This is a genomic window from Bdellovibrio sp. BCCA, assembly GCF_037996825.1.
In the GTDB taxonomy this organism is placed as follows: domain Bacteria; phylum Bdellovibrionota; class Bdellovibrionia; order Bdellovibrionales; family Bdellovibrionaceae; genus Bdellovibrio.
The window spans coordinates 1,381,879-1,403,840 of record NZ_JBBNAC010000001.1 but is presented as its reverse complement, the minus strand read 5'-3'; the positions used below and the strand labels follow the sequence as shown (position 1 = coordinate 1,403,840).

Genomic DNA, 21,962 nt, shown 5'->3' with positions numbered 1-21,962 from the left:
CTATTGCTCCTTCTTAGGATAAAGAACTTCACATTGGTCGTTGCTAGGTCGAACAACACCTTGAGACATATCTTTTAAATAATAGAAAATCGCATAACCAATATTAAAGGCCGCGCGATCCAACCACGCTTCCACTTTTTCCGGATAGAGTGGTTTATTGGTGTTTGGATTAAACGCCAAATCCGGATGCCCTGGATGCAAGTTGTTCACAAAACAGACTTTATTAAAGATCTCGTGATCCATAAATACAGGCGATGATGTCTTGGCCGTAGAAATTTGGTTTAAACATTTCTCACGCATTTGATTGAGCATCTGACCGCCGTGTTTTCCAACGAAGCTTGAAAGCTCCGGAGGGAATTGCACCCGAGTTCCCTCCATGGCCATCCAGAATAAATACTGAGGCGCATAGTTTTTTCCACCACTATCAAATGTTTTTAAGTTTTCCCCGTGCTTACCGAACATGCCGTTAGCAAGATCGGCAACACGCACACTTCCGCCTGACCACTGCATAATTCCGCGAGCCAGTGAGGAGTTTCCATCAGCATTCGGCCCGTGGCATTTCATACAAGACGTGCGGAAGTACCACGACCCTGGTGTTGAATAATAAACTTCACCAAACGGACGTTTCGGTTGAGTTCCCTTCATCATCCAAGGACGCTGTTCTTCTTTAGGAAGATTTTTATCGGGAAAACTGCAAATCTCTTTTTTATTCCAGTAACCCACAGGAATTTCCTGCGTGATGGCCTTTTCTAACTCGGGCGTTAACTCAAGACTGCGGAACTTCACTGGCATTCCTGAAACCGGATCATTCCAATCCGATCTTCTTGGCACAAACACATCACTTGTTGAGACCGTGAAATCCTGATCGATCCATTTAAAATCATTTTCTTTTTTGCAAGTGGGTTCCCAAAGCTCCGCGGCTTGTTCGCTTTCAAAGCTGCGCACCCATTTACCCATGATGCGCAAAATGCCACAGTCAGGTCCGCCTGGAGTATTCATCGGCATCTGGCTTGTTAAACCCAACTGTTGAGAAGAATCCGCCACTTTTCTCCAAATATGGCTTTGATCCAAATCGCCGTTTTGGTGAACGATCAAACGCGATGGAATCTGTGTTGAACGAGTTTTCGTATTGAAAGAGAAAACAGATCCTGCCGTGAGGTTTAGCGTAATGCCATTTTCTTTTGTGAACGCAAGACCATTCGGGTTGTGACAGTGGGCACAGTTACCAACCATATAACCCGCGGCACGCGTTTCATAGACATTGCGCGCGACACTTGTTCCAGTTTTTTCCAAGATCGGCCATTCTCGTTCGACAGGTGCATTTTCAATAAATCCGTAACTTCTTAAACGCTCCACTTGTGTAAGATCAGAATACTGCACAGGCTCTTCCCGTCCGGCTTCTCCAATGTTTCTGCGATGAAGTTGCAGAGGGGAAAATCCAATCACGAAGTTTTGACCTTGCGAACCCATATGACAATCAATACAGCGCTGACTTCCTGGAATTGCATAGTTACGCACTTTTTTTGCGACTTCATCCACCGTCACAGTAAAGACCGTGTCTTTAAATGGAGTTCCGTCACGATAGGGAGTTTCGACAAGAGTCGCTGTTTGTTCCGAGTCGTCCCACTTGTAAGTGCCAAAAAGACTTTTTTGCCAAGGTTTGCGCACAACAATAATGCGTGTCTCGATACGCTTGTAGCGAGTTTTTCCGTTGGCCATTTTAATTTTTTTATAAAAGAATTTATAAAGGCGCGTGTTCTCCGGCATATCAAAGAAGTTTTCTTGTCCTTCGATGTACTTTGCCTTTTGACGAACAAGTTTTAAACCTTCCAGTTTCATAGGAAGATGAAGCCAACGGCCTTTGCCGTTGTTGTCGGCCCACAAAGGATATTCCACGGTGTAAGCCACCGTTCCTTTTTTCGCGAGCTCATAAGCATCTAAAGAAAATAAATCCGTGTCCGCTAAGTTTTGCGGCAACTTTTCCATGCTCGCAAACTCACGGTCTTTCCAATAATCAAAGCCGATGATTTCTGAATTCGGCGTGCAGTTTCCACTTTGACTGCCTCGGAAGCGAGGTTTACGTGGAGCTTCAGGCAGAGCATTAGGATCTAAAGAAAAACTGCCATCAGGTTTTCCTGCGGCAACCCAAGCTTGAATCTTTTTTCCAAGACTGATGAAAGCCTCTGGATTTTTTTGACGGCGATCCGTCGGAGGCATGCGTTTATCGGGATCTGCGTGGAAAATATATTCTGTGACTTTATCCGCGATTTCCACAAATCCCGGATAGAATTGTGTTTTCCCTGCGATGGTTCTGACTTCACCACGATAGGAATCAATGTACGAAAAGCCCCCGCTTTGTGCGGGAGCCTGATGGCAACTCATGCAGGCCGAATTAATTCCATCGCGGAGGTCGCTGAAACTAACGAGGCCCGTGCCTTTTCCGCCTTCATACTCGATTTCGTCGTAACTGTACGTCTTATCGGTATTCGGGCATTGCATTGCTCTTAAAGGGTCTTGCTCCCCGGGAGTGTATTTTCCTCCGCAGGAAGCAAGCGTGAACAATGATATAAGCAGAAGTGTGAGTCGCTTCACTTAAACACCTTATTAATCAAGAGTGACGAAATCGTGATCTTGAACGATAGGATCAAGGAAAGAACGATCCAAAAGTTGTTCAAGAAGTTGCGCTTCCGCTTTGTTTGGAGTGCGTGCACCAGAAGCTTCATAAACGAACAACTTACGAGAAAGTGGGTAAGTTCCGTTGCGGATTGTTCCCGCAGTTGGAGCTACATAAGCAGTTCCCGTAGCAGAGATCGCCAATTCACGGTTGTGTTCGTTCTTACCGCTCAAACCTGCGTAACCGATAGCATCTGCATCCGTTGCCGTTTTTTCAGCGATATCAGCCGTTTCATGAACGATTGTTACGCAAGCTCCGAATTTTTTAACGCCCACCAAAGTTTTAAAAGTGTCTGTTGTTCCAGACAAGTCATCACGGCGGAAAGCATTGATCGCACCTGATTTACCAGAACCTGGGATTTGCGCCCAAGAAGTGATTTCGCAAGAGAAAATGCGAGCCAACGTGTTCAAATCCAAACCTGGAGTGCCGTTTGTACCGTTAACGAAAACAGAAACGCCATCCAAAGCAATCACGTGTTCAACAGGAGTCACACCGGCTGCTTGCGCTTGCGCAATAGCTTCAGGTTTCATCGGACGTGACATTGGAGCGATACCGATTTCGCCGTTAACCAATGCTTTTTCACCAACGCTAGAGCCACCACCAACATAACCGATGGATTGATCAAGACCAGCTGCGATAATAGCATCTGTCATCACACCACCAAGAGTGTCAGAGCCAGAGAACAAATGTTTAGATTGAGCGAATGATGCTGAAGAAATCAGCAAAGCCACCGCTAAAACGGAATATTTCATGGAACTCTCCTTTTTTTCTGAGCCATTTCAGATGGCGCGAAATTTAGAAGATTCCAGAGCGAATATCACGTTGTGATTCCGCTAAGCTTATGTCAGGACCCTGTTTGGGAATTGTTAAGACCGCCCGCGTAGGACACAAAAAAAGCGGATGTTTTAAGCATCCGCCTTTGAAATACAATATATAGAGATCTTTGATCTTAGTTTGTGTCGAGCATCTTAACGACTTCTTCGATATGCTCTGTTTCCAAACGGATCATACCGCGAATCATTTCTTCCAAAGCCACATCGTCTTCACAATGCTTCAACACTTCTTTGTATTTTTTCAAAGCCGCTTCTTCGAAATCCAAGCTTTCTTTAAGAATGTCCAAAACTTTGTGTGTTTTGGTTTCAGGAACTGGAGTCACCTTCAAAGAAGGATGTCCACCCAACGCTGTGATCTTTTCACCAATCAAAGATGCATGTTGATAACCTTCGTTGGCTTGTTCATGAAACCACTTCACGATAGGAATACGATTAGGACCTTTGATCATCAAAGCATAGTGCAGATAACGAACTACACCTGAAATTTCCATTTCGATGATTTCATTAAGAAGAGAAACAACCTTTTTATTTTCTTTTGTCGACATCGAGCCTCCAGACAGATCTAAGCAAAACATCTGCTGACGAAGCTCTCAAGCTGAAAATACCCGAAACTCGCCTTAGGTCAGAAGCTTCTGCAAATACTTCGTCGCAAAGAGATGTGCATCGCCGGGCCATCGTGCAGAAAGATAATTTCGATCCTCCACGACGAAACCTCGGTTTAACTTCTCGGCACTATCGCGCAACAAAGCCACAGGGCCCGTCTGAAAATCTCCTGGCGTACGAAGACTGGCTGTCACTTCATCTTCCACCGTTTGCGGATACGTGCGGTAATAATCTTTAAGCCACAAACAAGTCAGCGACCACGCTAACAGCTCCTGGGATTTTAAAAGCGCTGTCGTCACTCTTCCCCATAAAACACTTTGACCATTCTTTCCAACACTGCGAGAAACCAAGACAACGCCGTGACAGATGGCTCCGACAAGTTTGTGCATTTCAAAAAAATCCACAATCACCGACTGCAACGTTTTAGATTCCAAATACTCTTTCATTCCTGGCGCGTGGCCGCCCGGAAGAAGAACACCGTCATAATCTTCGGCTTTGATATGGTCCCAAGAAATAGGATTTACGAACTCCGCACTCGCAATCATACTGCGATAAGCGGCTTGGCCATTTTTATCAGCCACAAGAACGGGTGCCAGCAGTCCCAAACCTTTTCCCGAAATCATGCGCGGATCACAAGAAGCGGCTTTTCCGTCAGGAGTGGCGAATACAACCTGCACACCCGCTTTGGTAAGAATGCGCCAAGGCACCGCGGATTCGGTGGGGTCAAAGTCAGTGCCGGGAAGAGGGATTAAGACTTTTTTTACGCTCATGTTGTTAGGATAGCGAAACTTCGCAAAAAGAAAAGGGAGCTAACGCTCCCTTTCACAAGAATTAATGTTTCTCTTTAAGAATTATTCATCATCAAGTTCGTCATCACCCACAACACCTAAGTTGTATTTTTCGATGCGATAACGCATAGATCGGAAAGAAATATGAAGAAGCTTGGCAGCTCTCTTCTTAACACCACCGGCAGCGTGAATGGCTTTGATGAGCAATTCTTTTTCGATTTGTCCCATCACCTTATCAAGATCAACACCATCATCACCGATTTCGATTTCATTCGATGAAGCCATCTTGCGACCTGAAGACGTATTTACCATTGGAGGCAAAGACTCAGGCAAGATTGTCGCGCCACCTTCAAGAGCCACAGTGCGCTCGATTAAGTTTTCAAGCTCACGCACGTTACCTGGGTAGTCGTACTTTTTAAGGATTTCCATCGCCTCTGTGCTGATTGCGCCGATGTTTTTTCCCAAGCGCTCGTTGTACTTCTTAAGGAAGTGACCAGCGAGCAAAGGAATATCATCACGACGATCACGAAGACCCGGAGTTTTAATATTGATAACATTCAAACGATAGAACAAATCTTGACGGAAGCCGCCTTTTTGCACCATCTCTTCAAGATTTCTGTTTGTTGCAGCGATGATACGAACATCGACTTTCATGTCATCTGTCGCACCCACTCTGCGGATCACACGCTCTTGAATCGCACGAAGTAATTTTACTTGGATCGTCAGCGGCAACTCACCGACCTCATCGAGGAACAAGGTTCCGCCATCAGCCACTTCGAATAGACCCGCTTTATCAGCCACAGCACCCGTGAAGGAACCTTTTTTGTGACCGAACATTTCTGATTCCATCAAATTCTCAGGAATGGCACCGCAGTTCACTGTCACAAACGGACGGTCTTTCAACGGACCGTTGTAGTGAATCGCTTTTGCTACAACCTCTTTACCTGTTCCCGACTCTCCCGTGATCAAAACATTTGTTGGAGTTTGGGAAACTCTTTTCACCATGTCGTAGATGGCGTGCATCGCAGGAGAATTTCCCACCATGTTTTGGAAAGAGTATTCTTTAACGAGTTCTTTTTTAAGAGATCTATTTTCGACTTCAAGATTGCGAGAGCGAAGAGCGTTGTGAATGTTCAAACGAACTTCGTCGATCTTAAACGGTTTTGTCAAATAGTCATAAGCACCCATCTTCATCGCTTCCACAGCCGTTTCCGTTGTACCGAAAGCGGTGATCAGCATGAACACTGTGTCTGGGTAAGATTCTTTTACGTGTTTTAAAAGTTCAATCCCTGTCACATGAGGCATTTGCAAATCGGAAATGATCATGTCGAAAGTTTTTTTAGTAAGGAGGTCTTTCGCCTTTTGGCCGTCCTCAGCCAAAGTGACTTCATACCCTTCTTTCTTGAGCATGATCTCCAAAAACTCGCGAATTGATTCTTCGTCATCGACAACAAGAATTCTCGACTTCATTTATACGCTCCCACGTCCTGTGTATTAAACACTATTCTCTCAGTTTGCTCTTGGAAAAGTCAAAATAAACTCAGTCCCTACGCCCACTTCGCTCTCGACAAAGACTTGTGCTCCATGCCCTTCCAAAATTTTATGAGTCACAGCTAGACCAAGGCCCGTGCCTTTTGGTTTCGTCGTGTGGAAAGGTTCAAACATTTTCTTCTTCGTCGCTTCACTCATCCCTGAACCTGCGTCGCGAATACGCACTTGCACTTCTTTTTCAGTCACAAGAGCTTTCACCGCGATCATCGGTTTCTGAGAATCGTTCATGGCCTGGTATGAATTGATAATGATATTTAAAAACGCTTGTTTCAATTTATCGCGACGGCCGAGGATTTTTAAACCCTCCGTATACTCGCGCACTTGCTCGACATCTTCACGCACTTGCTTGTTAAGGCGCATGGAATCCAAAATCTCATTAAACAAAGAAGATAAATCCACGGGATCTGTCGGAGGAGTTTCCGGGCGAGCATAATCCAAAAATTCCGTGATCAAATTATTCAATCGGTCAATTTCACGAAGAACGATTTTCATGAGCTTTCTATCGTCTTCATTGCTCACCGTTTGTGTGAGCATTTCAATACTACCGCTGATTCCCGCTAATGGATTACGAATCTCATGAGCAATCCCCGCCGCCAAACCACCCACGGCTGCTAATTTTTCATTCTGACGGGCACTAAATTCCAGTTGACGAATTTTTGTCAAATCATCAAAAAGAGCAATCGACAGATGCGCCTGCAGTTCAGGGCTGTAGATTTTTGAAACTGTCATTCCCAAAATTTTTGAACTGTTGTCTTTATGATCCGTGTATTTAACGTCGCCCTTAAAGAGACCTTCCGACTTTTGCACTTCCGGAAAAAGCGCAAACCAATTCAATTTAGTAAAATCAGAAAATCCTAAAATCTCAACAGCAGAAGAGTTGGCTTTAACGACTTCGCCCGCTTCCGTGAAAGACACCATTCCTGTAGGAATATTTTCGATCAAAACCTCATTAAGCTCTTGCGCAGAACGCAGACTCAAACCGGTCTTTTTTAATTCGCTACCGACACTTTGTAACTGTTCACTTAAATAACCTGCAAGCCCTGCCACAGAAAAGAAGGCAATGTTATTAAGCGCCAATAAAAAAAAGAAATTAAGCGCTTTCATCTCCGGCGAGAACAAAGCCGCCACAGAGAAGAAAATACTAGTGAAAAGAGCCAGCGTTACAGCTCCTACACCACGGCAGGCGATCCCCGCCAAAAGAATGTTCACCAAATGTAAGAACAAGAAAAGAGACTGATTGATCCCTGAGTAATAAATCAAAAGAGAAATAAACAAGGAATCAAAAACAAAACCTAAGAAAAATAAAACGGGACGTTTTAAAAGTTCATTCCAAAAAGAAAACCAAATCAGGTGCAAAGCAAAAGCGACCGTCAGGATTCCGTAAAAAGGTCCCAAGATAGACCAATTGATGAATCCCTCTTGAACAATACTGGAAATCACACTGATCGCGAGGATCAATGCAAAGAGGCTGATGCGTGCAAACTCCACCATCAGCCCTTGATTTTTATTGTTCTGAAACGCCAGACTCAGACGCATCTATTGAACCACATCCGCCATATTGAAGATCGGAAGATACATCGCGATTACGAGAACGGCGATAATACCACCGAGAACCACCATCAAAAGAGGTTCTAAAAGTGACGTCATGGCTTTCACCGCAGTTTCAACTTCGTCTTCATAGAAGTCGGCGATTTTTCCAAGCATCACATCGAGCGTACCTGACTGCTCACCGATGGAAATCATTTGTACAACCATCTCTGGGAATGCTTTTTCCTTACCCAAAGGAGCGGCAAAGGTACGACCTTGAGTCACAGAATCTTTACATCTTAGAAGAGACTGCTCAATCACGATATTGCCTGCGGTTTTTGCCGAAATCTCAATGGCTTCAATCAAGCCCACGCCGGAACCTAAAAGTGTTGAAAGGGTTCTTGTCAAACGCGCAATCGCGGACTTTTGAATCACTTCGCCAAATACAGGCGCTTTCATCAAGAAGCGATCGAAAGTATTTTTACCGTCGTCGGTCTTAATCCATTGCATGAAAGCAAAAGGTCCCACCACAAGGACAACGAGATAAATATACCATCTGTGAATCATGGAGTTACTTAAGTTCACCACCATTTGCGTGAGCATCGGTGGCTCTTTACCGGAAGAGGCAAAGAACTCCATGAATTTAGGAATAATGAAAACCAGAATACCCGCGATAACGATCATCGCAACCACGATGATGACCATTGGATAAACCAAGGCACCTTTAACTTGTGCTTTGAGTTTTTCTGATTTCTCCATGTAGCTTGCAAGACGTTGCAAGATACCATCAAGGATACCGGCTTCCTCACCGGCTTGAATCATATTCACGTATAATTTATCAAAAACATTTGGAACCTGCGCCATGGAGTCCGCCAAACGACGTCCCCCTTCAATCGAAGTTTTTACCTGCGCAGAGGCCTCTTTGAGCAGTCCCGGACGAAGACCTTCGGAAAGAATTTTTAAAGAGTCCACAACAGGAATACCGGCATTGATCAATGTTGCAAACTGACGAGTGAAAATTTGCAAATCTTTACCCTTCACACGAGCAGCAAAGATGCTGGCATTTTTTCCGGCAGAAGCGCGAGCAGCTCCGAATTGCACAACACGTACGGGAAGAAGTTGTTGCGCTCTAAGACGAATGATGGCCTCTTGTTGGGAAGCGGCTTCGATTTCTCCTTGAACCATTTGGCCCCCGGAGTTTTTGGCTTGGTATTGGAATTTAGCCATCTTAGATACCTACCTTCTTAAGAAGTTGATCAAGGTTGTCTGGATCTCTAGAAACTTCAAATGCTGTTTTTAGATCCACGCGGCGACGGATCAAATGCTGTAACAAAGACTGATTCAAAGTCAGAATGCCGGAGTTCTCTGGCGAGTTCGTCATCAGATTCTCTAGGCCTTTCACATCTTCTTCTTCAATCATGTTTCTCACTTGAGGTTTCATTAACAAAACTTCATGAGCAAAAACTTTTTCTCCGGATAAACCTGCAACCGCATATTGTCCAGAAGCCATGCTTAAAACTTCCGCCAAACGAGGCGCCCCATGCTCGCCGTATTTTTCACCCAATACAGACAGACAACGGCGAAGAGCATTCGTGATGGAAGGAGCTTTCATTGAATAAACAACGAAAGTTCCTCTTTCTGCCAAAGCCAAAGCTTCTTCAAAAGATTCTTCGTCAGAGTAACCGTCAAAGACCACCATGTCGACACCCGCCAGAAGACTTCCTTTTTCTTCCGCACGAGCGAATTCACCATTGTGATACAGGTAACAAGCCTTTGCTTCACGCACTTGCGGGAAAGCTTTGCGCGAAAACACAACACCGACAAAAGATTTTTCTTCGCTGAGTTTTTGTAAAATTCTGTGCAATGCCCAAACTTGCCCCGCTTCACCGGGACCTGAGAGTAAAACCAACCCCTTCATGCGAAGGCATGTTTCCAAAAGCGACGGAGGAAGTTGAATCTCTTGGCGTCCGCCATCCAGATCCATATCCAAAATCGCTTTCATCGTGGTGTCTTGCTGAAAAAAAGAAAATCCAATACGAACACTTTCAAAAGACGCTTCCCCTTGCACAACACCTGTTGTTTCAAGCACCGCTTTTTGCTGATTGCTCAGCAAGCTTTGCTGCAAAAGATTCCACTCTGTCACCAGAGCCGGAGACGTTCTTAAACTCGTCCATCCCGAAGGCAGACGCACGCGAGGCTCACTTCCCACGACAAATAAAAATTCTTCCGCCTTTTTCGCTTTTGCCTGCAAAAGAAGTTCCGTCAAACTCATTATGTGTCCTTCACTGATGCATTGAGTACTTCTTCAATGGTTGTCTGACCACGTTTTAATTTTAACAAAGCACTACGGCGCAAAGTTCTCATCCCTTGTTCGCGCGCGAGATAACGAAGCTGTCCTGTTGAAGCTCCCTTGAGGATGGCCTCTTTCATTTTCTCCGTCATGTGCATAAGTTCAAAGATCGCCGTACGACCTTTAATTCCTGTGTTATTGCAGTTAGCACAACCCTTCCCGTGGAAAAGTTTGTACTCATGAATATCATTTTGTGCCACCCCCAGATTGATCAAGGTTTGTGCTGGCACTTCAATTGGAGCTTTGCAAGATTCACACACTTTACCGACCAGACGTTGCGCAACGATCAAGTTCACGGTTGACGTGATGATGTACGGAGCCACTCCCATTTCGGTCAAACGAATCACCGTACTTGGTGCGTCGTTCGTGTGTAGAGTACTTACAACCAAGTGACCTGTTGAAGCCGCTTTAAAGGCGATCTCTGCTGTTTCCAAGTCACGAATCTCCCCCACCAATACGATGTCAGGGTCTTGACGAAGGAAAGATTTCAAAGCACTCGCGAAGGTTAAATCAATATCAGGATTCATCTGCACCTGATTGATCCCCTCTAAGTTAAACTCGACAGGATCTTCCGCCGTGGAAATATTCACATCCGGTTGATTCAAATCCGAAAGAGCTGAATAAATTGTATTCGTTTTACCGGAGCCCGTCGGTCCCGTGATCAAAACCATTCCTTGCGGAAGATTGATTTGCGATTTGAAGAGTTTCAAATCGTCTTCTTCAAATCCGAGCTTTGTCATGTCCAGCTGCAAATTCGATTTATCCAAAAGACGTAGAACGACTTTCTCACCCCAAAGAGTTGGCAGAACGCTCACGCGGAAATCCATCTCTTTCCCTTTGGACGTACGAACTTTCAAACGACCGTCTTGGGGACGGCGTTTCTCCGCGATATCCAGTTTGGACATGATCTTGATACGTGAAGCAATCGCCGCACCCGTTCCCGCCGGAGGAGCCGTGGCTTCGACCAAGTTACCGTCGATACGGAAACGTACGCGGTATTTTTTTTCATAAGGTTCAAAGTGAATATCAGAAACTTTTTTGCGGATCGCGTCCCCTAAAATGGAGTTCACGAATTTCACAATCGGCGCATCATCAGTCATGCCGTCCTGATCGATGATCTCTGCCGTAGGACTGTTCACACTGAACTCTTCATCCAGTGCATCCGCATTCATGCTGTTCAGGTTCTTCATGCTGATACTTCCGCCGTAGTATTTTTCAATACCGGAAGCAATCGCACTCTCCGTTCCAACAACGGCTTGAATACGGCAACGAGTGATGAAACGCAAATCTTCTTTGACTATAATATTAGAGGGGTCCGCGAACGCGACCACCAACGTGGTTCCCGCTTTTTGCAAAGGGATCAGCGTGTTTTTTTCGCAGACATCTTTAGGAATCAGCGCAATCACAGTTTGATCGATTTCAAATGTATTTACTTCGACACCCGGAACCGCAAAATGTTTTTCAAGCGCGCGAAGAATTTGGTTTTCCTTAAGAAATCCAAGTTGGATAATTGCAGACGTCAGCTTTTGACCTGTCTTTTTTTGTTCTTCAACAGCCAAAGCAAATTGGTCAGGTTTTAGCAAACCTTGCTTAACTAATATTTCACCTATTTTGAGTGACGACATTAATGTCTCCCTAGACTCACTTTACTCTAGGGTGCCATTTTTTGTAACTAGGCCTAAGAATAGTTTTCTTTCACTCGACAGAAGATAATTTTCCCGACCAAAATCTAAGTGGAATTTTGTTTTAAAAACTCTCTCCAACTTTCGGTAATCTCTTCGTGCGAAAGTTCACTTCCCACTTCGAGACGATCCAACCACAGCTTCGTGTACACAGAAGCGACTAAGATCGGATGAAGAACGCGCAAATCCGCCTTCACGGCTTCTTCTAAAAGAAGATTATGTTCCGGAAGAATATTTAAATCCAACGCATACCCCGCTGGACTCATAAAGTTGAAATAAGAAAGATCCGTCAAAAGGGATTTCTGAGAAGAAAGATCCACAGTATTGACGACAATTCCCGCACTCACCGCTTGCAGCGTAAGTTCTTCAGCAGGAAGAACATGAAAACGAATTCCCAACTGCGAGCGCGAAAGAATATCCTTCTGACGTTGCATCTTGCGCCCTGATCCCACCATGTAAATATCCGCGATGCCCATCTCCGCTAAAGCTGAAGAAGCCGTTCGGGCTTCTTCATTATCGCCGATCACAAACGCGGGCGCGCGAATGTCTAAATCATTCGACTCCTCAACAAAAACCAAGCGAAGAGCTTCATGTAATAAAAGACGTGGATACCAAGTTCCGTTTTCTGCAAAAAAAGAATCCGTGCACTCAAGAGTGCGCACCAAAGTTGGCAACACTTGCAATTGCGGGAGAATATTGGGAGATAATGAAGGCGCGACCTTCACGGCCATTGCCCCTTGCATGAGGTCTCTTGAAAATTCAGGATGAACTTCAAATTCCCAGCCCCAGCCTTTTTTCTCAGACAGGAACTTTAAATACCTCACAAAGTGCCCCATTCCTTCGGGACGGAACTCAACTATTTTGTGGGTGCTCACGGAAATACCTGCGCGTTTCAGAGATGTCGTTTTGGATTTGGGCTTTTAATTCATCAATGCCGGAGAATTTCTTTTCGTCGCGAATAAAATGCAACAAGTACACCTCCACTTCCAAACCGTAAAGATGCGCATCAAAATCAAACAGATGTGTTTCAATTTTGATGGGACCTTTGCCATTCTCTTGGAACGTGGGATTCACACCAATATTGGTGATGGATGGATGCATGTGTCCACCGAATTTTGTCAGCGTACAATACACACCCTTGCGCGGAATGAATTCCACATCAGGATGAATATTTGCCGTCGGAACGCCAATCGTACGACCGCGCTGAAAACCTTTTTCCACATGACCGCGCATGTAGTACGTGCGACCTAAAAGTTCGTTGGCTTTTTCAACGTGTCCGTTTTTAAGTTCTTCACGGATGCGCGTTGAGGAAACAACAGCACCCTCGTACTGAAACGGCGGAATGATAATCAGACGAATGCCTTTTTCAGCGCAGTATTTTTCTAAGAACGGAATATTTCCCGCGCGGTCAGCTCCGAATGAAAAGTCATGCCCTACGACCAAAGTTTTTGGATGCAAACGTGAAACAATATAGCGATCCAAAAAATCTTGCGGAGAAACCTGAGAAAATTCTTTCGTGAATTCTTCGATGATCACGTATTCAATGCCTCTGGCTGCAAACTGTTCCTGCTGATCTTTCAGATCAAAAAGGCGATACGTGGCTCTCTCAGGATGAAGAACTTTCACTGGATGCGGATGAAATGTATAAACCACCGACGGCACCCCGAAGTACTGAGCTTCGCGAGTCACATTCTCGATAAGCTGCTGATGCCCTAAGTGAACGCCGTCAAAGTTCCCTATAGTGACAACAGAGGATTCTAGAGGAGAGCTGAGCTGATGAACGCCTTGATAAACATGCATATTTTTCAATATACCCTGTTCCAAGCTCGTCTGTAAGCCCTTTTAATAGTTGAATTTTTTAATAAATTTGCTATGTTGCAACGCGTGCAAAAAGCCTCTTTAGAACACCTCAAATTCCGTCTCGAAGTCCTGCTTCGTTTCTTCTCCCGTCGTCGAGGGTTCTGGCTCCGCTGTATTCTGTGTTGGGCGATTGGATGCCTGGCCCTTTCCAATGACGAGATCAATGCTTACGACCAAAGATTTCAACTGCGCGGAGATCAAAAGGCTTCCTCGCAAATCGTCCTGATCACCATTCGCCAATCTGACTTCGCCGCGATTTATGAATCTCGCACTAATTTTTTAGACAACATGAGCGAAGTCACTGACATCACGGACAGCTTCTTCTGGAACAAACAAATCTGGTCTGAACTTCTTTTGCGCATTCTAAGACAAAATCCTCGTTCCGTCGGCGTGACGTTGTACTTTGGCGACAACGTCGGAACCGTGCGATTGTCTCCTGAAGAACAAAAACTATTTTTAGATTCACGTGTTGTTTGGGCTTCAACGACGAACAGTTTAGAGCGTGTATTAACGCCGGTCTTTTCAAATCGCGATCATACAAATCTTGGAAACAATGAAGTCCGCCGCGACGAGGATGGCGTTGTTCGTCGTGTATTCCCGCAAAGATCAGACATGCCTCATCTTGTGGAGATGATCACTCACAAGAAATTTCCTACCCAACAAGCGGGGCTTCCGATCAACTACCGCGGCTCTAGCCGAGTTTTCACTCAGTACACTTTAAGCGAAATCATGTACGACGAAGTTCCCAGCAATGCATTTTCAGATAAAATTGTTCTCATTGGAGCTGAGACATCTTCTTCCCCGACTTACATGACTCCCGTAGGAACTTTATCGCGCACGGAAATTTTGGCGCACGCGACAGATACGGTTTTAGGAAACAAGTGGATCAAGAGACTTTCTTTTTGGTGGTATGCTTCAGGATTTTTTGTCTTGATGCTTATTGCGGTTTTCTTAATCACGACTTATCCGCAATCCGTGGCGTTGTTCTTTATTCTTTGGATCGGGACCTTGCTCGCGGCCTTGTCGGCGTGGGTGTTTGATAGTTTTTATTTCTGGTCTCCGGCCTTTTCGCCGTTTGTACTTTTAGGGGCTTCGTGGATTATCTTTATCGGCTATCAAGCCACAAAGATTGAAAAGAAAAACTTCCGCTTGCAACAAGAGCAACAATACCTGCAAGAGCTTGAACAGTTGAAAAACAACTTCGTCAGTCTTATTTCCCATGACTTAAAAACACCGATTGCCAAGATTCAGGCTATTGTCGATCGCCTGATGACACAGCATCAAGACTCAGAACTTAATCAAGATCTTCGGTCTTTGCGTCTTTACGGTGATGAACTGAATCGCTATATTCAATCCATCTTGAAAGTCCTTCGTGTTGAGTCTCGCGATTTTAAAATCAACACGGACGTCGGTGACATCAATGAAGTGATCGAGGAAGCTCTGCAATCACTTCGTCCTTTAGCGCGTGAAAAGAATATCGCGATTCATACTTCTTTAGAACCCATGTTTTCTTTGGAGTTTGATACGACTTTGATCAAAGAGGTTGTGATCAACCTCATCGAAAATGCCGTGAAGTACACTCCGGCCGGGGGCCGCATTGAGGTGATCTCGCACGAGTCTGATGATCTAGTGCACGTCATTGTAAAAGACACTGGAGAAGGCATTAAGCCCGAAGACATGGAAAAGGTCTGGGGCAAATTCACTCGCGGAAGCGACCAGGATTTAAGAACTAAAGGAACGGGATTAGGACTTTATCTCGTTAAATATTTTATCGAACTGCATGGCGGAAAAGTGAAAATGGAAAGTACGGTGGGACACGGAACCACTGTGTCTTTCACTTTGCCGCTGGATACTGAATACGATACGGAAACTGAAACTGAGGTGCTTGCATGATGAACAAACTCCACACACTGATTGTAGATGATGAAGCTGAACTGCGCCGTTCAGTGATTTCTATTCTGAAATCAACAATGCCTGAAATTGATTTTACAATCGACGAAGCTTCCACAGGAAAAGAAGCTTTAGAGAAAGTAAAACAACAGCAATGGGATCTGGTCTTAATGGATGTTAAAATGCCAGAGATGAATGGTCTTGAAGCCTTGACGGCGATCAAGGAACATGACCCTCGTACTTTTGTGGTGTTGATGACAGCGCACTCAAACTTACACGACGCCGTTCTGGCGATCAAAGAAGGCGCTTACGATTACGTCGAAAAACCGGTCAATCCTCAATTGCTTGCAGAAATTGTTCGCAAGAGCTTGGAAGCGCGTGATTTGGTGTCAAGCCTAGCTCTTTCAAATCCGGTTTTTGATGATGACATCGAAAGTGAATTTGTCGGTGGCTCCTCAAAAATGAAAGAGGTCTTTAATCTGATCTATCGTCTTTGCAAAGTCGATACGACAGTTCTGGTTCGCGGTGAAAACGGAACAGGGAAAGAACTCGTAGCTCGTGCCATCCACTTTAACTCCCCCCGTAAATCAGGAAGCTTTGTGGCTATCAACTGCGGAGCGATTCCAGAAAACTTAATGGAAAGTGAACTTTTCGGTCATGAAAAAGGGGCTTTCACAGGTGCTGTTGAAAGGAAAATCGGTAAGTTCCAAATGGCGAACAACGGAACCTTGTTCCTTGATGAAATCGGTGAGCTTCGTCCGGATATGCAAGTGAAACTTCTTCGTGTGCTTCAAGAAAGAAAATTCACTCCTGTCGGCGGGACTCGTGAAGTGAAAACCACAACACGCATTATCGCAGCGACAAATCGCAATTTAGAAAAAATGATGGAAGAAGGAACTTTCCGCGAAGATTTATTCTATCGTCTGAATGTGATGCCGATCTTCTTGCCACCTCTTCGTGAGCGCTATGACGATATCGAGCCTTTGATTCAAAACTTTATTAAGAAGTTTGCAAAACAACACGGCCGCGTGATTAACGGTGTGACTCCGGAAGCGCTGGATCTTTTAAAATCCTATCGCTGGCCGGGAAATATTCGTGAACTTGAAAACGTGATTGAGCGCGCGTTTATTGTTGAGAACACTCACTCTATCACGGCGGATTCTTTGCCTGAGTCTATTAAGCTTGCGCCGAAAGAGAGCGGCGATAAAACGGCGAACGTGGGTTATTCGGGGCCTTTGGATTTTGATGCTTTCAAAGAAGAAATGGAAAAGGAATTTATCATCAGTGCTTTAAAAGCCAACAACGGACGCATCAATCAGACTGTGGCTCAGGCCAATATTCCTAAGAACACACTTCTGCGTAAAATCCGTAAGTACGGAATCAACGTGAAGGAATTCACTAGCGAGGAATAGTCCTCGCTTTGTTTTAAGGACTTCATGAAAAAGATCCCTAAGAAATATCAACCCAAAGGCTTTGAAATTCTCCACGAGGATTTAGATGTCATTGTGGGAAACAAAGCTCCGGGTATGCTCACGGTCGCGGCGAAGTGGGAAAGGGATTTTACCGTTCATGGAGTTTTGAATCAGTACATTCGTAAAGGCAATCCTCGCTCTACAAAATGCGTTTACGTGGTTCACCGTCTTGACCAAGCGACTTCCGGAGTTTTAATTTTTGCTAAGACCGAAGAGGTTCAGCAATATTTAAAGAACAACTGGAAAGAGACTAAGAAAACTTATTACGCGATCATTCACGGTCATATGGCGAAAAAATCTGGCACTATTCAAAGCTATCTGACGGAAGATGAAGACTATGTTGTTCATTCCAGCAAAACTTCCGATGACGGAAAATTGGCGATCACTGAATATGAGGTTTTAAAAGAGACTGATAAGTTCAGTCTGGTGAAAGTGAACTTAGTGACTGGCAAAAAGAATCAGATCCGTGTTCATTTTGCGGGTGAAGGTCATCCCCTTGTTGGAGATCCTAAATACGGAAAGTCTTCTACTAACTTTAAAGATTTAAGGCTGCATTCCGCGAAACTTGAATTTACGCATCCACACTCTAAAAAGCGCCTCAGCATTAAGGCTCCCGTGCCTGCTTACTTTCGCACTCTGATCGATTACGAATATTAAGTTATTTAAGAATAAATCCAGCGGTGCGAAGAACCTCTTCAGCAGAAATACTCTTCATGCATTCGTGAGTTTTAATGGGACACACTTTATGGCCGTGCTTGCCGCAAGGACGGCATTTAAGGCCTTCTCTTTGCACGACATAACTTTCTGCCGACCACGGACGATAACCAAATTCTAGAATTGTTGGACCGAATACAGCGATCAGCGGAGTTTCGCAAACAGCCGCTAAGTGCGTTGAGGCACTGTCGTTGCCAATCAATAAAGCCGCTCTTGCAATCAACTGCGCTGATTCAATGATCTTTGTTTTTCCAGCAAGAGATTGTGACCCTGGGATTTCTGAAGCCACCTTTTCAGCTAAAGCTTCTTCGCCAGGTCCGCCCATCACATAGATTTGAAAACCTTTGGCTTGCAGAGCTTTACCTGTGCGAATAAATCCCTCTTCGGTCCAACGCTTAGTGGCCCATACGCTGCCAGGGAAAAGCAAGACGGCTCTCCCCTCTTCAAAGGCTTTAAGATCAAATTTTTGCTGAAGAGATCTGTAAATATCTTCTTGCTCTAAAACTTGATGACGAAGACTCATGGACGCCCACTTAGGTGGCGCCTGCAGTTTACCTTGTGCATCCGGAGTATAGGGTTTCGCATCCGTCACGTACTGAGCAAGATCACTGGCCAAATTTGCATCTTCAGGCGCTAGAAGACTTAACTGCCTCATTGCATCCGGCAATTGTACATTGCGCTGAGTTCTTTTAGAGAAAACTAAAAAATTCCACGCTTTTTGGAAACTGATTTTGTGTTTGGCCTTTACCTGCGCACAGAAAAAAGCCGTGCGCAAAGATTGATGTGGAGAAATTAAATTATCAACTTCCACGTAACGAAGATGCTCTAGGATTTGAGCGTACGTTTCGGATTTGCCTTTTTCGATTTCAAAAACTTGATCGACCAGATGAGTTTTAAGAAAAAAATCACCCAGACCTTTGCGGCAGACTAATGCGAGCTTATGTTGAGGCCAAAGTTCCCGGCACTTCTTCAGAAGTGGAATGGAGAGCAGTAGGTCTCCCAGAAAGGCTGTTTGCACAACAAGATTCAAGGGCATGAACGATTTCCTCTAACGAGACCTGATCGTAACACATAATGTTTTTTTCACAAGTCCTCTTCCAGCAAGGGCTGCACGGACTCTTTGTGAGAATCTTAAAACCCCTGTCGTAAAGATCAATTTCGTGAGCGCACGTCGGACCAAACCACGCGATCACTTGTTTTTTTTGCGAGATCGCCATGTGCATACCGAGACTGTCTCCCGTTACCACGGCATCACACGCCGCCACACTGATGAGTCCGTCTCGCAATCCCGACTCTGTCTGTGATGAAATAACGGGCAAACCTTGTGCTATCAAGGCATTGCGGTCCGTGTCTTCAGGGCCTCCTAAGAGCACAATCTCTGCCTTGGGAAAATCTTTGAGGATTCTTTCAATCATCATGCGGTGATAATCCACGGTGAGTTTCTTATAAGGGATCACGGGACTGCAACCCGTATTAAGACCGATAATGATTTCTTTATTTCTTTCGCTCAGCCACTGGTAATGGCGCAGGGTCGCCTCACGAGCTTCGCTCTCTGTCAGAGGCAACCAGTAATCATCACGCTGATAATCGCCAAGTTCTAACGCTTCAATCATCAACTGTGTTTCAGGTTTTTCATTCTCAAAAAATTTTTTGTGATTGTTAAGCCCCAGTTCCCACAGCTCTTCTGCTGCAGAAGTGGCTGGCACTATGGCGCCATTGTGGGGATTTGCGGTAAAACCAAAAACTTGATCCACGGTTGTTCTTTTTAAAACGCCTATGGCTTTAAGAGATTTATCAATGACTAAGGCCACTTCAAATTCCAACGCTCCTAACTGAAGCATGTCCGCTTCAGAAGTCGTCAACACACGGTCAATTGCAGGATGATTTTTTAGAAGATGATGAGCTGGTGCATCTGTCACCCATGTCACCATGGATCCTGGATATTTTCTTTTAATCGCCTTCAGCAAACTGGTGCTGCGAACAACAGCTCCGAGAGCGCCCAGATGCACGATCAATACAGACAAGATCGGCACATCCCTGCTTGCGCAGGAGGAGTCACACTTTTCACCCTTGTTGCAAGGTTTGTAACCTGAGAAATGTCTGCAGTCGGTAATGGCCATAGGGCTATTGTATGACAAACCCTTACTTTTCCTGAGTCTAAGTTCCTCTTTCCCGACCTTGGTTCGGTAAGCTTAAGCTTGTTTTTTCCGATAAGTCTTCGGATGAAGATCGAAAGTGAAAAGGTCCAGCTTCAAGGATTTCAACTGAGCCCCCAAGGTGATGGGGGAACTTTGACCGTTTTGGAAACTCGAAAAAGTTTTCGTTTGAGCTCTCTTCAATATTCTTATCTGGATGTACTTCGCAATTCCGGAAGCATTGAAGGCCTTGTGAAGTTTTTCCTGGGACAAGGATGGCTGGTCAGCTTTCGCGAGCTTTATGGTCTTTTGCAGTTTTTAGTGAGCGAAGGTCTTTTAGTAAATCCCTCTTTCCGCGAATACTTTAATAAAGCAGAAGCGCAAGAAATCAAATATCAAAACTCGGCCTTTGATAAAAAAATTCAGCACGGAACAAAAGTTCTTCCGCGTGATCTCCCCTTCTTTCGTTCTTTAGAGCCGCAGCTTGCAAATTACCTTTTGCAAAAGGCGGAACGCTTTCAAGTTCCTGCACAAATGCGTTTAACACAATCAGGAATGATGGATCGCGATCTGTATATTATCTTACAAGGGCAAGCTGCGATTTACCGAGTGCTCGATGCCAGACGCCGCCAGATGGTTTCTGTTTTAGGAAGCGGATCTATTTTTGGTGAGCGTGGATTTTTATTAAATCAGCCGCGCTCCGCAGATGTGATCACGACACTGCCTTCAGAAGTTCTGCGCATTCAACATTTGCCGGAGTTTGATCAGTTAATTAAATCTGAAAAAGCACAAAGCCTTCAGCACCGCTTTTGGGTTCTGCAAGCTCTGCAATCCTCCCCGTTTTTTAAAGATCTTCCTACGGACAGCTTAGACAGTTTGATTTTCACAGGAAGACTTTGCCAAGCACCGGCCCATCAAATGCTTTTTCAAGAAGGCCAACCAGGCAACACTTGTTATATCCTGATCCAAGGAAATGTGGTTATCAGTCAACGCGGAAGAAATATCAACGTGCTTGGACAAGGTTCCGCCTTCGGAGAGATTTCGCTTTTGATGAGTGGCGGACAAAGAACAGCCACGGTCACAACACAGCAAAACTCGGTTCTTTTAGAAATTCATCAAAATGATTTTTACCGCGTGCTCTCGCAAAATCTATTGCTCGCAAAAGAAATCGAAACCCTCGCCGCCGAACGCCTCGCCAACGACGCAAAAAGAAATCGTTAAACTTAAATCAATCCGTTCTTAGTAGCCCACACGCTGACTTCCACCGTGCTACTAAAACCCAATTTCTCCATGATATTGGCCTTGTGGGTTTTAATCGTGTGGTCTGTGCATCCTAGAACGTCTGCGACTTCTTTATTGGAGCGTCCACTTGAAATAAGGCGTATCACTTCAATCTCTCGCGCCGTTAAGAGACTTTTATAGTTGGCTTCAATGATGTTCACAAAATTGGGGGAAAGATATCTTTTGCCCGCACTGACCGTGTGCAAAGCCGCCTGCAAGTCGCTCAACTCCAGCGCCTTGCTCACAAGAGCGACAACACCGTTCTTCCAATAGAAGTGCAAAATATGCGGATCCGTCACTTGAGTGAAAACAAATACTTTGGTGGAAGTAGTCTTTAAATATTCAAGAATGCGCAAACCATCAGACGATTTTAAAGAATGATCTAAAAAAACCATGTCGGGTTTCAAGTCCGTAATTTGCGTAAGAGCAGAGGTTTCATTTCCTGCTTCGCCTACCACATAAAACTTGTCAGAAAACTTTTCGATTTCAGCTCTCAGCGCGGCCCGGGTGATTGCGTGATCGTCTACAATAAAAATACCAACTCGATGTTCACTACTCATGATGAGAAATTCTCACGGTCAGAGGATTTTTAGTCAAAGAAA

The 21,962-nt window shown here is 44.8% G+C and carries 18 protein-coding genes; 4 read left to right on the top strand and 14 right to left on the bottom strand.

The features are described from left to right. The 11 genes from AAAA78_RS06890 to AAAA78_RS06840 form a co-directional block, all read right to left on the bottom strand. A complete protein-coding gene (locus AAAA78_RS06890; RefSeq protein WP_340591045.1) occupies window positions 1–2,592 on the bottom strand; it encodes a hypothetical protein in 2,592 nt (863 codons plus the stop codon). A 12-nt stretch (window positions 2,593–2,604) separates the two neighbouring features. Beyond that, window positions 2,605–3,426, bottom strand: coding sequence for a PstS family phosphate ABC transporter substrate-binding protein (locus AAAA78_RS06885; protein WP_340591044.1), 822 nt, complete (start codon window positions 3,424–3,426; stop codon window positions 2,605–2,607). 197 nt (window positions 3,427–3,623) lie between these two features. Then, complete coding sequence (locus AAAA78_RS06880; protein WP_340591043.1) at window positions 3,624–4,052, bottom strand: ferritin-like domain-containing protein; 429 nt, start codon at window positions 4,050–4,052, stop codon at window positions 3,624–3,626. 72 nt (window positions 4,053–4,124) lie between these two features. Continuing rightward, complete coding sequence (locus AAAA78_RS06875; protein ID WP_340591042.1) at window positions 4,125–4,880, bottom strand: type 1 glutamine amidotransferase domain-containing protein; 756 nt, start codon at window positions 4,878–4,880, stop codon at window positions 4,125–4,127. 81 nt (window positions 4,881–4,961) lie between these two features. Then, complete coding sequence (locus AAAA78_RS06870; protein ID WP_340591041.1) at window positions 4,962–6,368, bottom strand: sigma-54-dependent transcriptional regulator; 1,407 nt, start codon at window positions 6,366–6,368, stop codon at window positions 4,962–4,964. 39 nt (window positions 6,369–6,407) lie between these two features. Further along, window positions 6,408–7,985, bottom strand: a complete 1,578-nt coding sequence (locus AAAA78_RS06865; RefSeq protein WP_340591040.1) for a two-component system sensor histidine kinase NtrB — start codon at window positions 7,983–7,985, stop codon at window positions 6,408–6,410. After that, the gene (locus tag AAAA78_RS06860) at window positions 7,986–9,203 is read right to left on the bottom strand and encodes a type II secretion system F family protein (RefSeq protein WP_295905130.1); all 1,218 of its coding nucleotides are present in this window, start codon (window positions 9,201–9,203) and stop codon (window positions 7,986–7,988) included. Between the two features lies 1 nt (window position 9,204). Then, on the bottom strand, window positions 9,205–10,248 hold the full coding sequence (locus tag AAAA78_RS06855; RefSeq protein ID WP_340591039.1) for a twitching motility protein PilT: 1,044 nt from the start codon (window positions 10,246–10,248) through the stop codon (window positions 9,205–9,207). After that, window positions 10,248–11,951 carry a type IV-A pilus assembly ATPase PilB gene (gene pilB / locus AAAA78_RS06850; RefSeq protein ID WP_340591038.1) on the bottom strand — a complete coding sequence of 568 codons (1,704 nt, stop codon included), beginning with the start codon at window positions 11,949–11,951 and terminating at the stop codon, window positions 10,248–10,250. The genes AAAA78_RS06855 and pilB overlap by 1 nt, the downstream gene beginning before the upstream one ends. A gap of 104 nt (window positions 11,952–12,055) precedes the next feature. Further along, window positions 12,056–12,832 (bottom strand): hypothetical protein, encoded by a 777-nt coding sequence (locus AAAA78_RS06845; RefSeq protein ID WP_340591037.1) that lies wholly within the window; start codon window positions 12,830–12,832, stop codon window positions 12,056–12,058. A gap of 28 nt (window positions 12,833–12,860) precedes the next feature. Next, window positions 12,861–13,808 carry a bifunctional riboflavin kinase/FAD synthetase gene (locus AAAA78_RS06840; protein ID WP_340591036.1) on the bottom strand — a complete coding sequence of 316 codons (948 nt, stop codon included), beginning with the start codon at window positions 13,806–13,808 and terminating at the stop codon, window positions 12,861–12,863. Between the two features lie 72 nt (window positions 13,809–13,880). Between AAAA78_RS06840 and AAAA78_RS06835 the strand changes: the two genes are divergently transcribed. Genes AAAA78_RS06835 through AAAA78_RS06825 form a run of 3 tightly spaced genes read left to right on the top strand, consistent with a single transcriptional unit; the run spans window position 13,881 to window position 17,887 of the window. Then, complete coding sequence (locus tag AAAA78_RS06835; RefSeq protein ID WP_340591035.1) at window positions 13,881–15,761, top strand: CHASE2 domain-containing protein; 1,881 nt, start codon at window positions 13,881–13,883, stop codon at window positions 15,759–15,761. Further along, window positions 15,758–17,170, top strand: coding sequence for a sigma-54-dependent transcriptional regulator (locus AAAA78_RS06830; protein WP_340591034.1), 1,413 nt, complete (start codon window positions 15,758–15,760; stop codon window positions 17,168–17,170). The genes AAAA78_RS06835 and AAAA78_RS06830 overlap by 4 nt, the downstream gene beginning before the upstream one ends. Window positions 17,171–17,194: 24 nt before the next feature. Beyond that, the gene (locus tag AAAA78_RS06825) at window positions 17,195–17,887 is read left to right on the top strand and encodes an RluA family pseudouridine synthase (RefSeq protein ID WP_340591033.1); all 693 of its coding nucleotides are present in this window, start codon (window positions 17,195–17,197) and stop codon (window positions 17,885–17,887) included. A 1-nt stretch (window position 17,888) separates the two neighbouring features. Here the strand turns inward: AAAA78_RS06825 and AAAA78_RS06820 are convergent, their stop codons facing one another. Both AAAA78_RS06820 and AAAA78_RS06815 read right to left on the bottom strand, forming a co-directional pair. Next, the gene (locus tag AAAA78_RS06820; RefSeq protein WP_295904968.1) at window positions 17,889–18,980 is read right to left on the bottom strand and encodes a glycosyltransferase family 9 protein; all 1,092 of its coding nucleotides are present in this window, start codon (window positions 18,978–18,980) and stop codon (window positions 17,889–17,891) included. After that, window positions 18,883–20,064, bottom strand: a complete 1,182-nt coding sequence (locus AAAA78_RS06815; RefSeq protein ID WP_340591032.1) for a glycosyltransferase family 9 protein — start codon at window positions 20,062–20,064, stop codon at window positions 18,883–18,885. The genes AAAA78_RS06820 and AAAA78_RS06815 overlap by 98 nt, the downstream gene beginning before the upstream one ends. 102 nt (window positions 20,065–20,166) lie before the next feature. Here AAAA78_RS06815 and AAAA78_RS06810 point away from each other — a divergent pair, with 102 nt between their 5' ends. Continuing rightward, a complete protein-coding gene (locus AAAA78_RS06810) occupies window positions 20,167–21,300 on the top strand; it encodes a cyclic nucleotide-binding domain-containing protein (protein WP_340591031.1) in 1,134 nt (377 codons plus the stop codon). Between the two features lie 2 nt (window positions 21,301–21,302). Here the strand turns inward: AAAA78_RS06810 and AAAA78_RS06805 are convergent, their stop codons facing one another. After that, window positions 21,303–21,920: a response regulator transcription factor gene (locus AAAA78_RS06805; RefSeq protein ID WP_340591030.1), complete on the bottom strand. Its 618-nt coding sequence runs from the start codon at window positions 21,918–21,920 to the stop codon at window positions 21,303–21,305. Window positions 21,921–21,962 lie beyond the last annotated feature (42 nt).

Excerpts from the sequence above, each read along its gene's own strand:
- AAAA78_RS06885 (WP_340591044.1), bottom strand. The coding sequence starts at position 3,426 with ATGAAATATTCCGTTTTAGCGGTGGCTTTGCTGATTTCTTCAGCATCA.
- AAAA78_RS06880 (WP_340591043.1), bottom strand. The coding sequence starts at position 4,052 with ATGTCGACAAAAGAAAATAAAAAGGTTGTTTCTCTTCTTAATGAAATC.
- AAAA78_RS06875 (WP_340591042.1), bottom strand. The coding sequence starts at position 4,880 with ATGAGCGTAAAAAAAGTCTTAATCCCTCTTCCCGGCACTGACTTTGAC.
- AAAA78_RS06870 (WP_340591041.1), bottom strand. The coding sequence starts at position 6,368 with ATGAAGTCGAGAATTCTTGTTGTCGATGACGAAGAATCAATTCGCGAG.
- AAAA78_RS06865 (WP_340591040.1), bottom strand. The coding sequence starts at position 7,985 with ATGCGTCTGAGTCTGGCGTTTCAGAACAATAAAAATCAAGGGCTGATG.
- AAAA78_RS06860 (WP_295905130.1), bottom strand. The coding sequence starts at position 9,203 with ATGGCTAAATTCCAATACCAAGCCAAAAACTCCGGGGGCCAAATGGTT.
- AAAA78_RS06855 (WP_340591039.1), bottom strand. The coding sequence starts at position 10,248 with ATGAGTTTGACGGAACTTCTTTTGCAGGCAAAAGCGAAAAAGGCGGAA.
- pilB (WP_340591038.1), bottom strand. The coding sequence starts at position 11,951 with ATGTCGTCACTCAAAATAGGTGAAATATTAGTTAAGCAAGGTTTGCTA.
- AAAA78_RS06840 (WP_340591036.1), bottom strand. The coding sequence starts at position 13,808 with ATGCATGTTTATCAAGGCGTTCATCAGCTCAGCTCTCCTCTAGAATCC.
- AAAA78_RS06835 (WP_340591035.1), top strand. The coding sequence starts at position 13,881 with ATGTTGCAACGCGTGCAAAAAGCCTCTTTAGAACACCTCAAATTCCGT.
- AAAA78_RS06830 (WP_340591034.1), top strand. The coding sequence starts at position 15,758 with ATGATGAACAAACTCCACACACTGATTGTAGATGATGAAGCTGAACTG.
- AAAA78_RS06825 (WP_340591033.1), top strand. The coding sequence starts at position 17,195 with ATGAAAAAGATCCCTAAGAAATATCAACCCAAAGGCTTTGAAATTCTC.
- AAAA78_RS06820 (WP_295904968.1), bottom strand. The coding sequence starts at position 18,980 with ATGCCCTTGAATCTTGTTGTGCAAACAGCCTTTCTGGGAGACCTACTG.
- AAAA78_RS06815 (WP_340591032.1), bottom strand. The coding sequence starts at position 20,064 with ATGGCCATTACCGACTGCAGACATTTCTCAGGTTACAAACCTTGCAAC.
- AAAA78_RS06810 (WP_340591031.1), top strand. The coding sequence starts at position 20,167 with ATGAAGATCGAAAGTGAAAAGGTCCAGCTTCAAGGATTTCAACTGAGC.
- AAAA78_RS06805 (WP_340591030.1), bottom strand. The coding sequence starts at position 21,920 with ATGAGTAGTGAACATCGAGTTGGTATTTTTATTGTAGACGATCACGCA.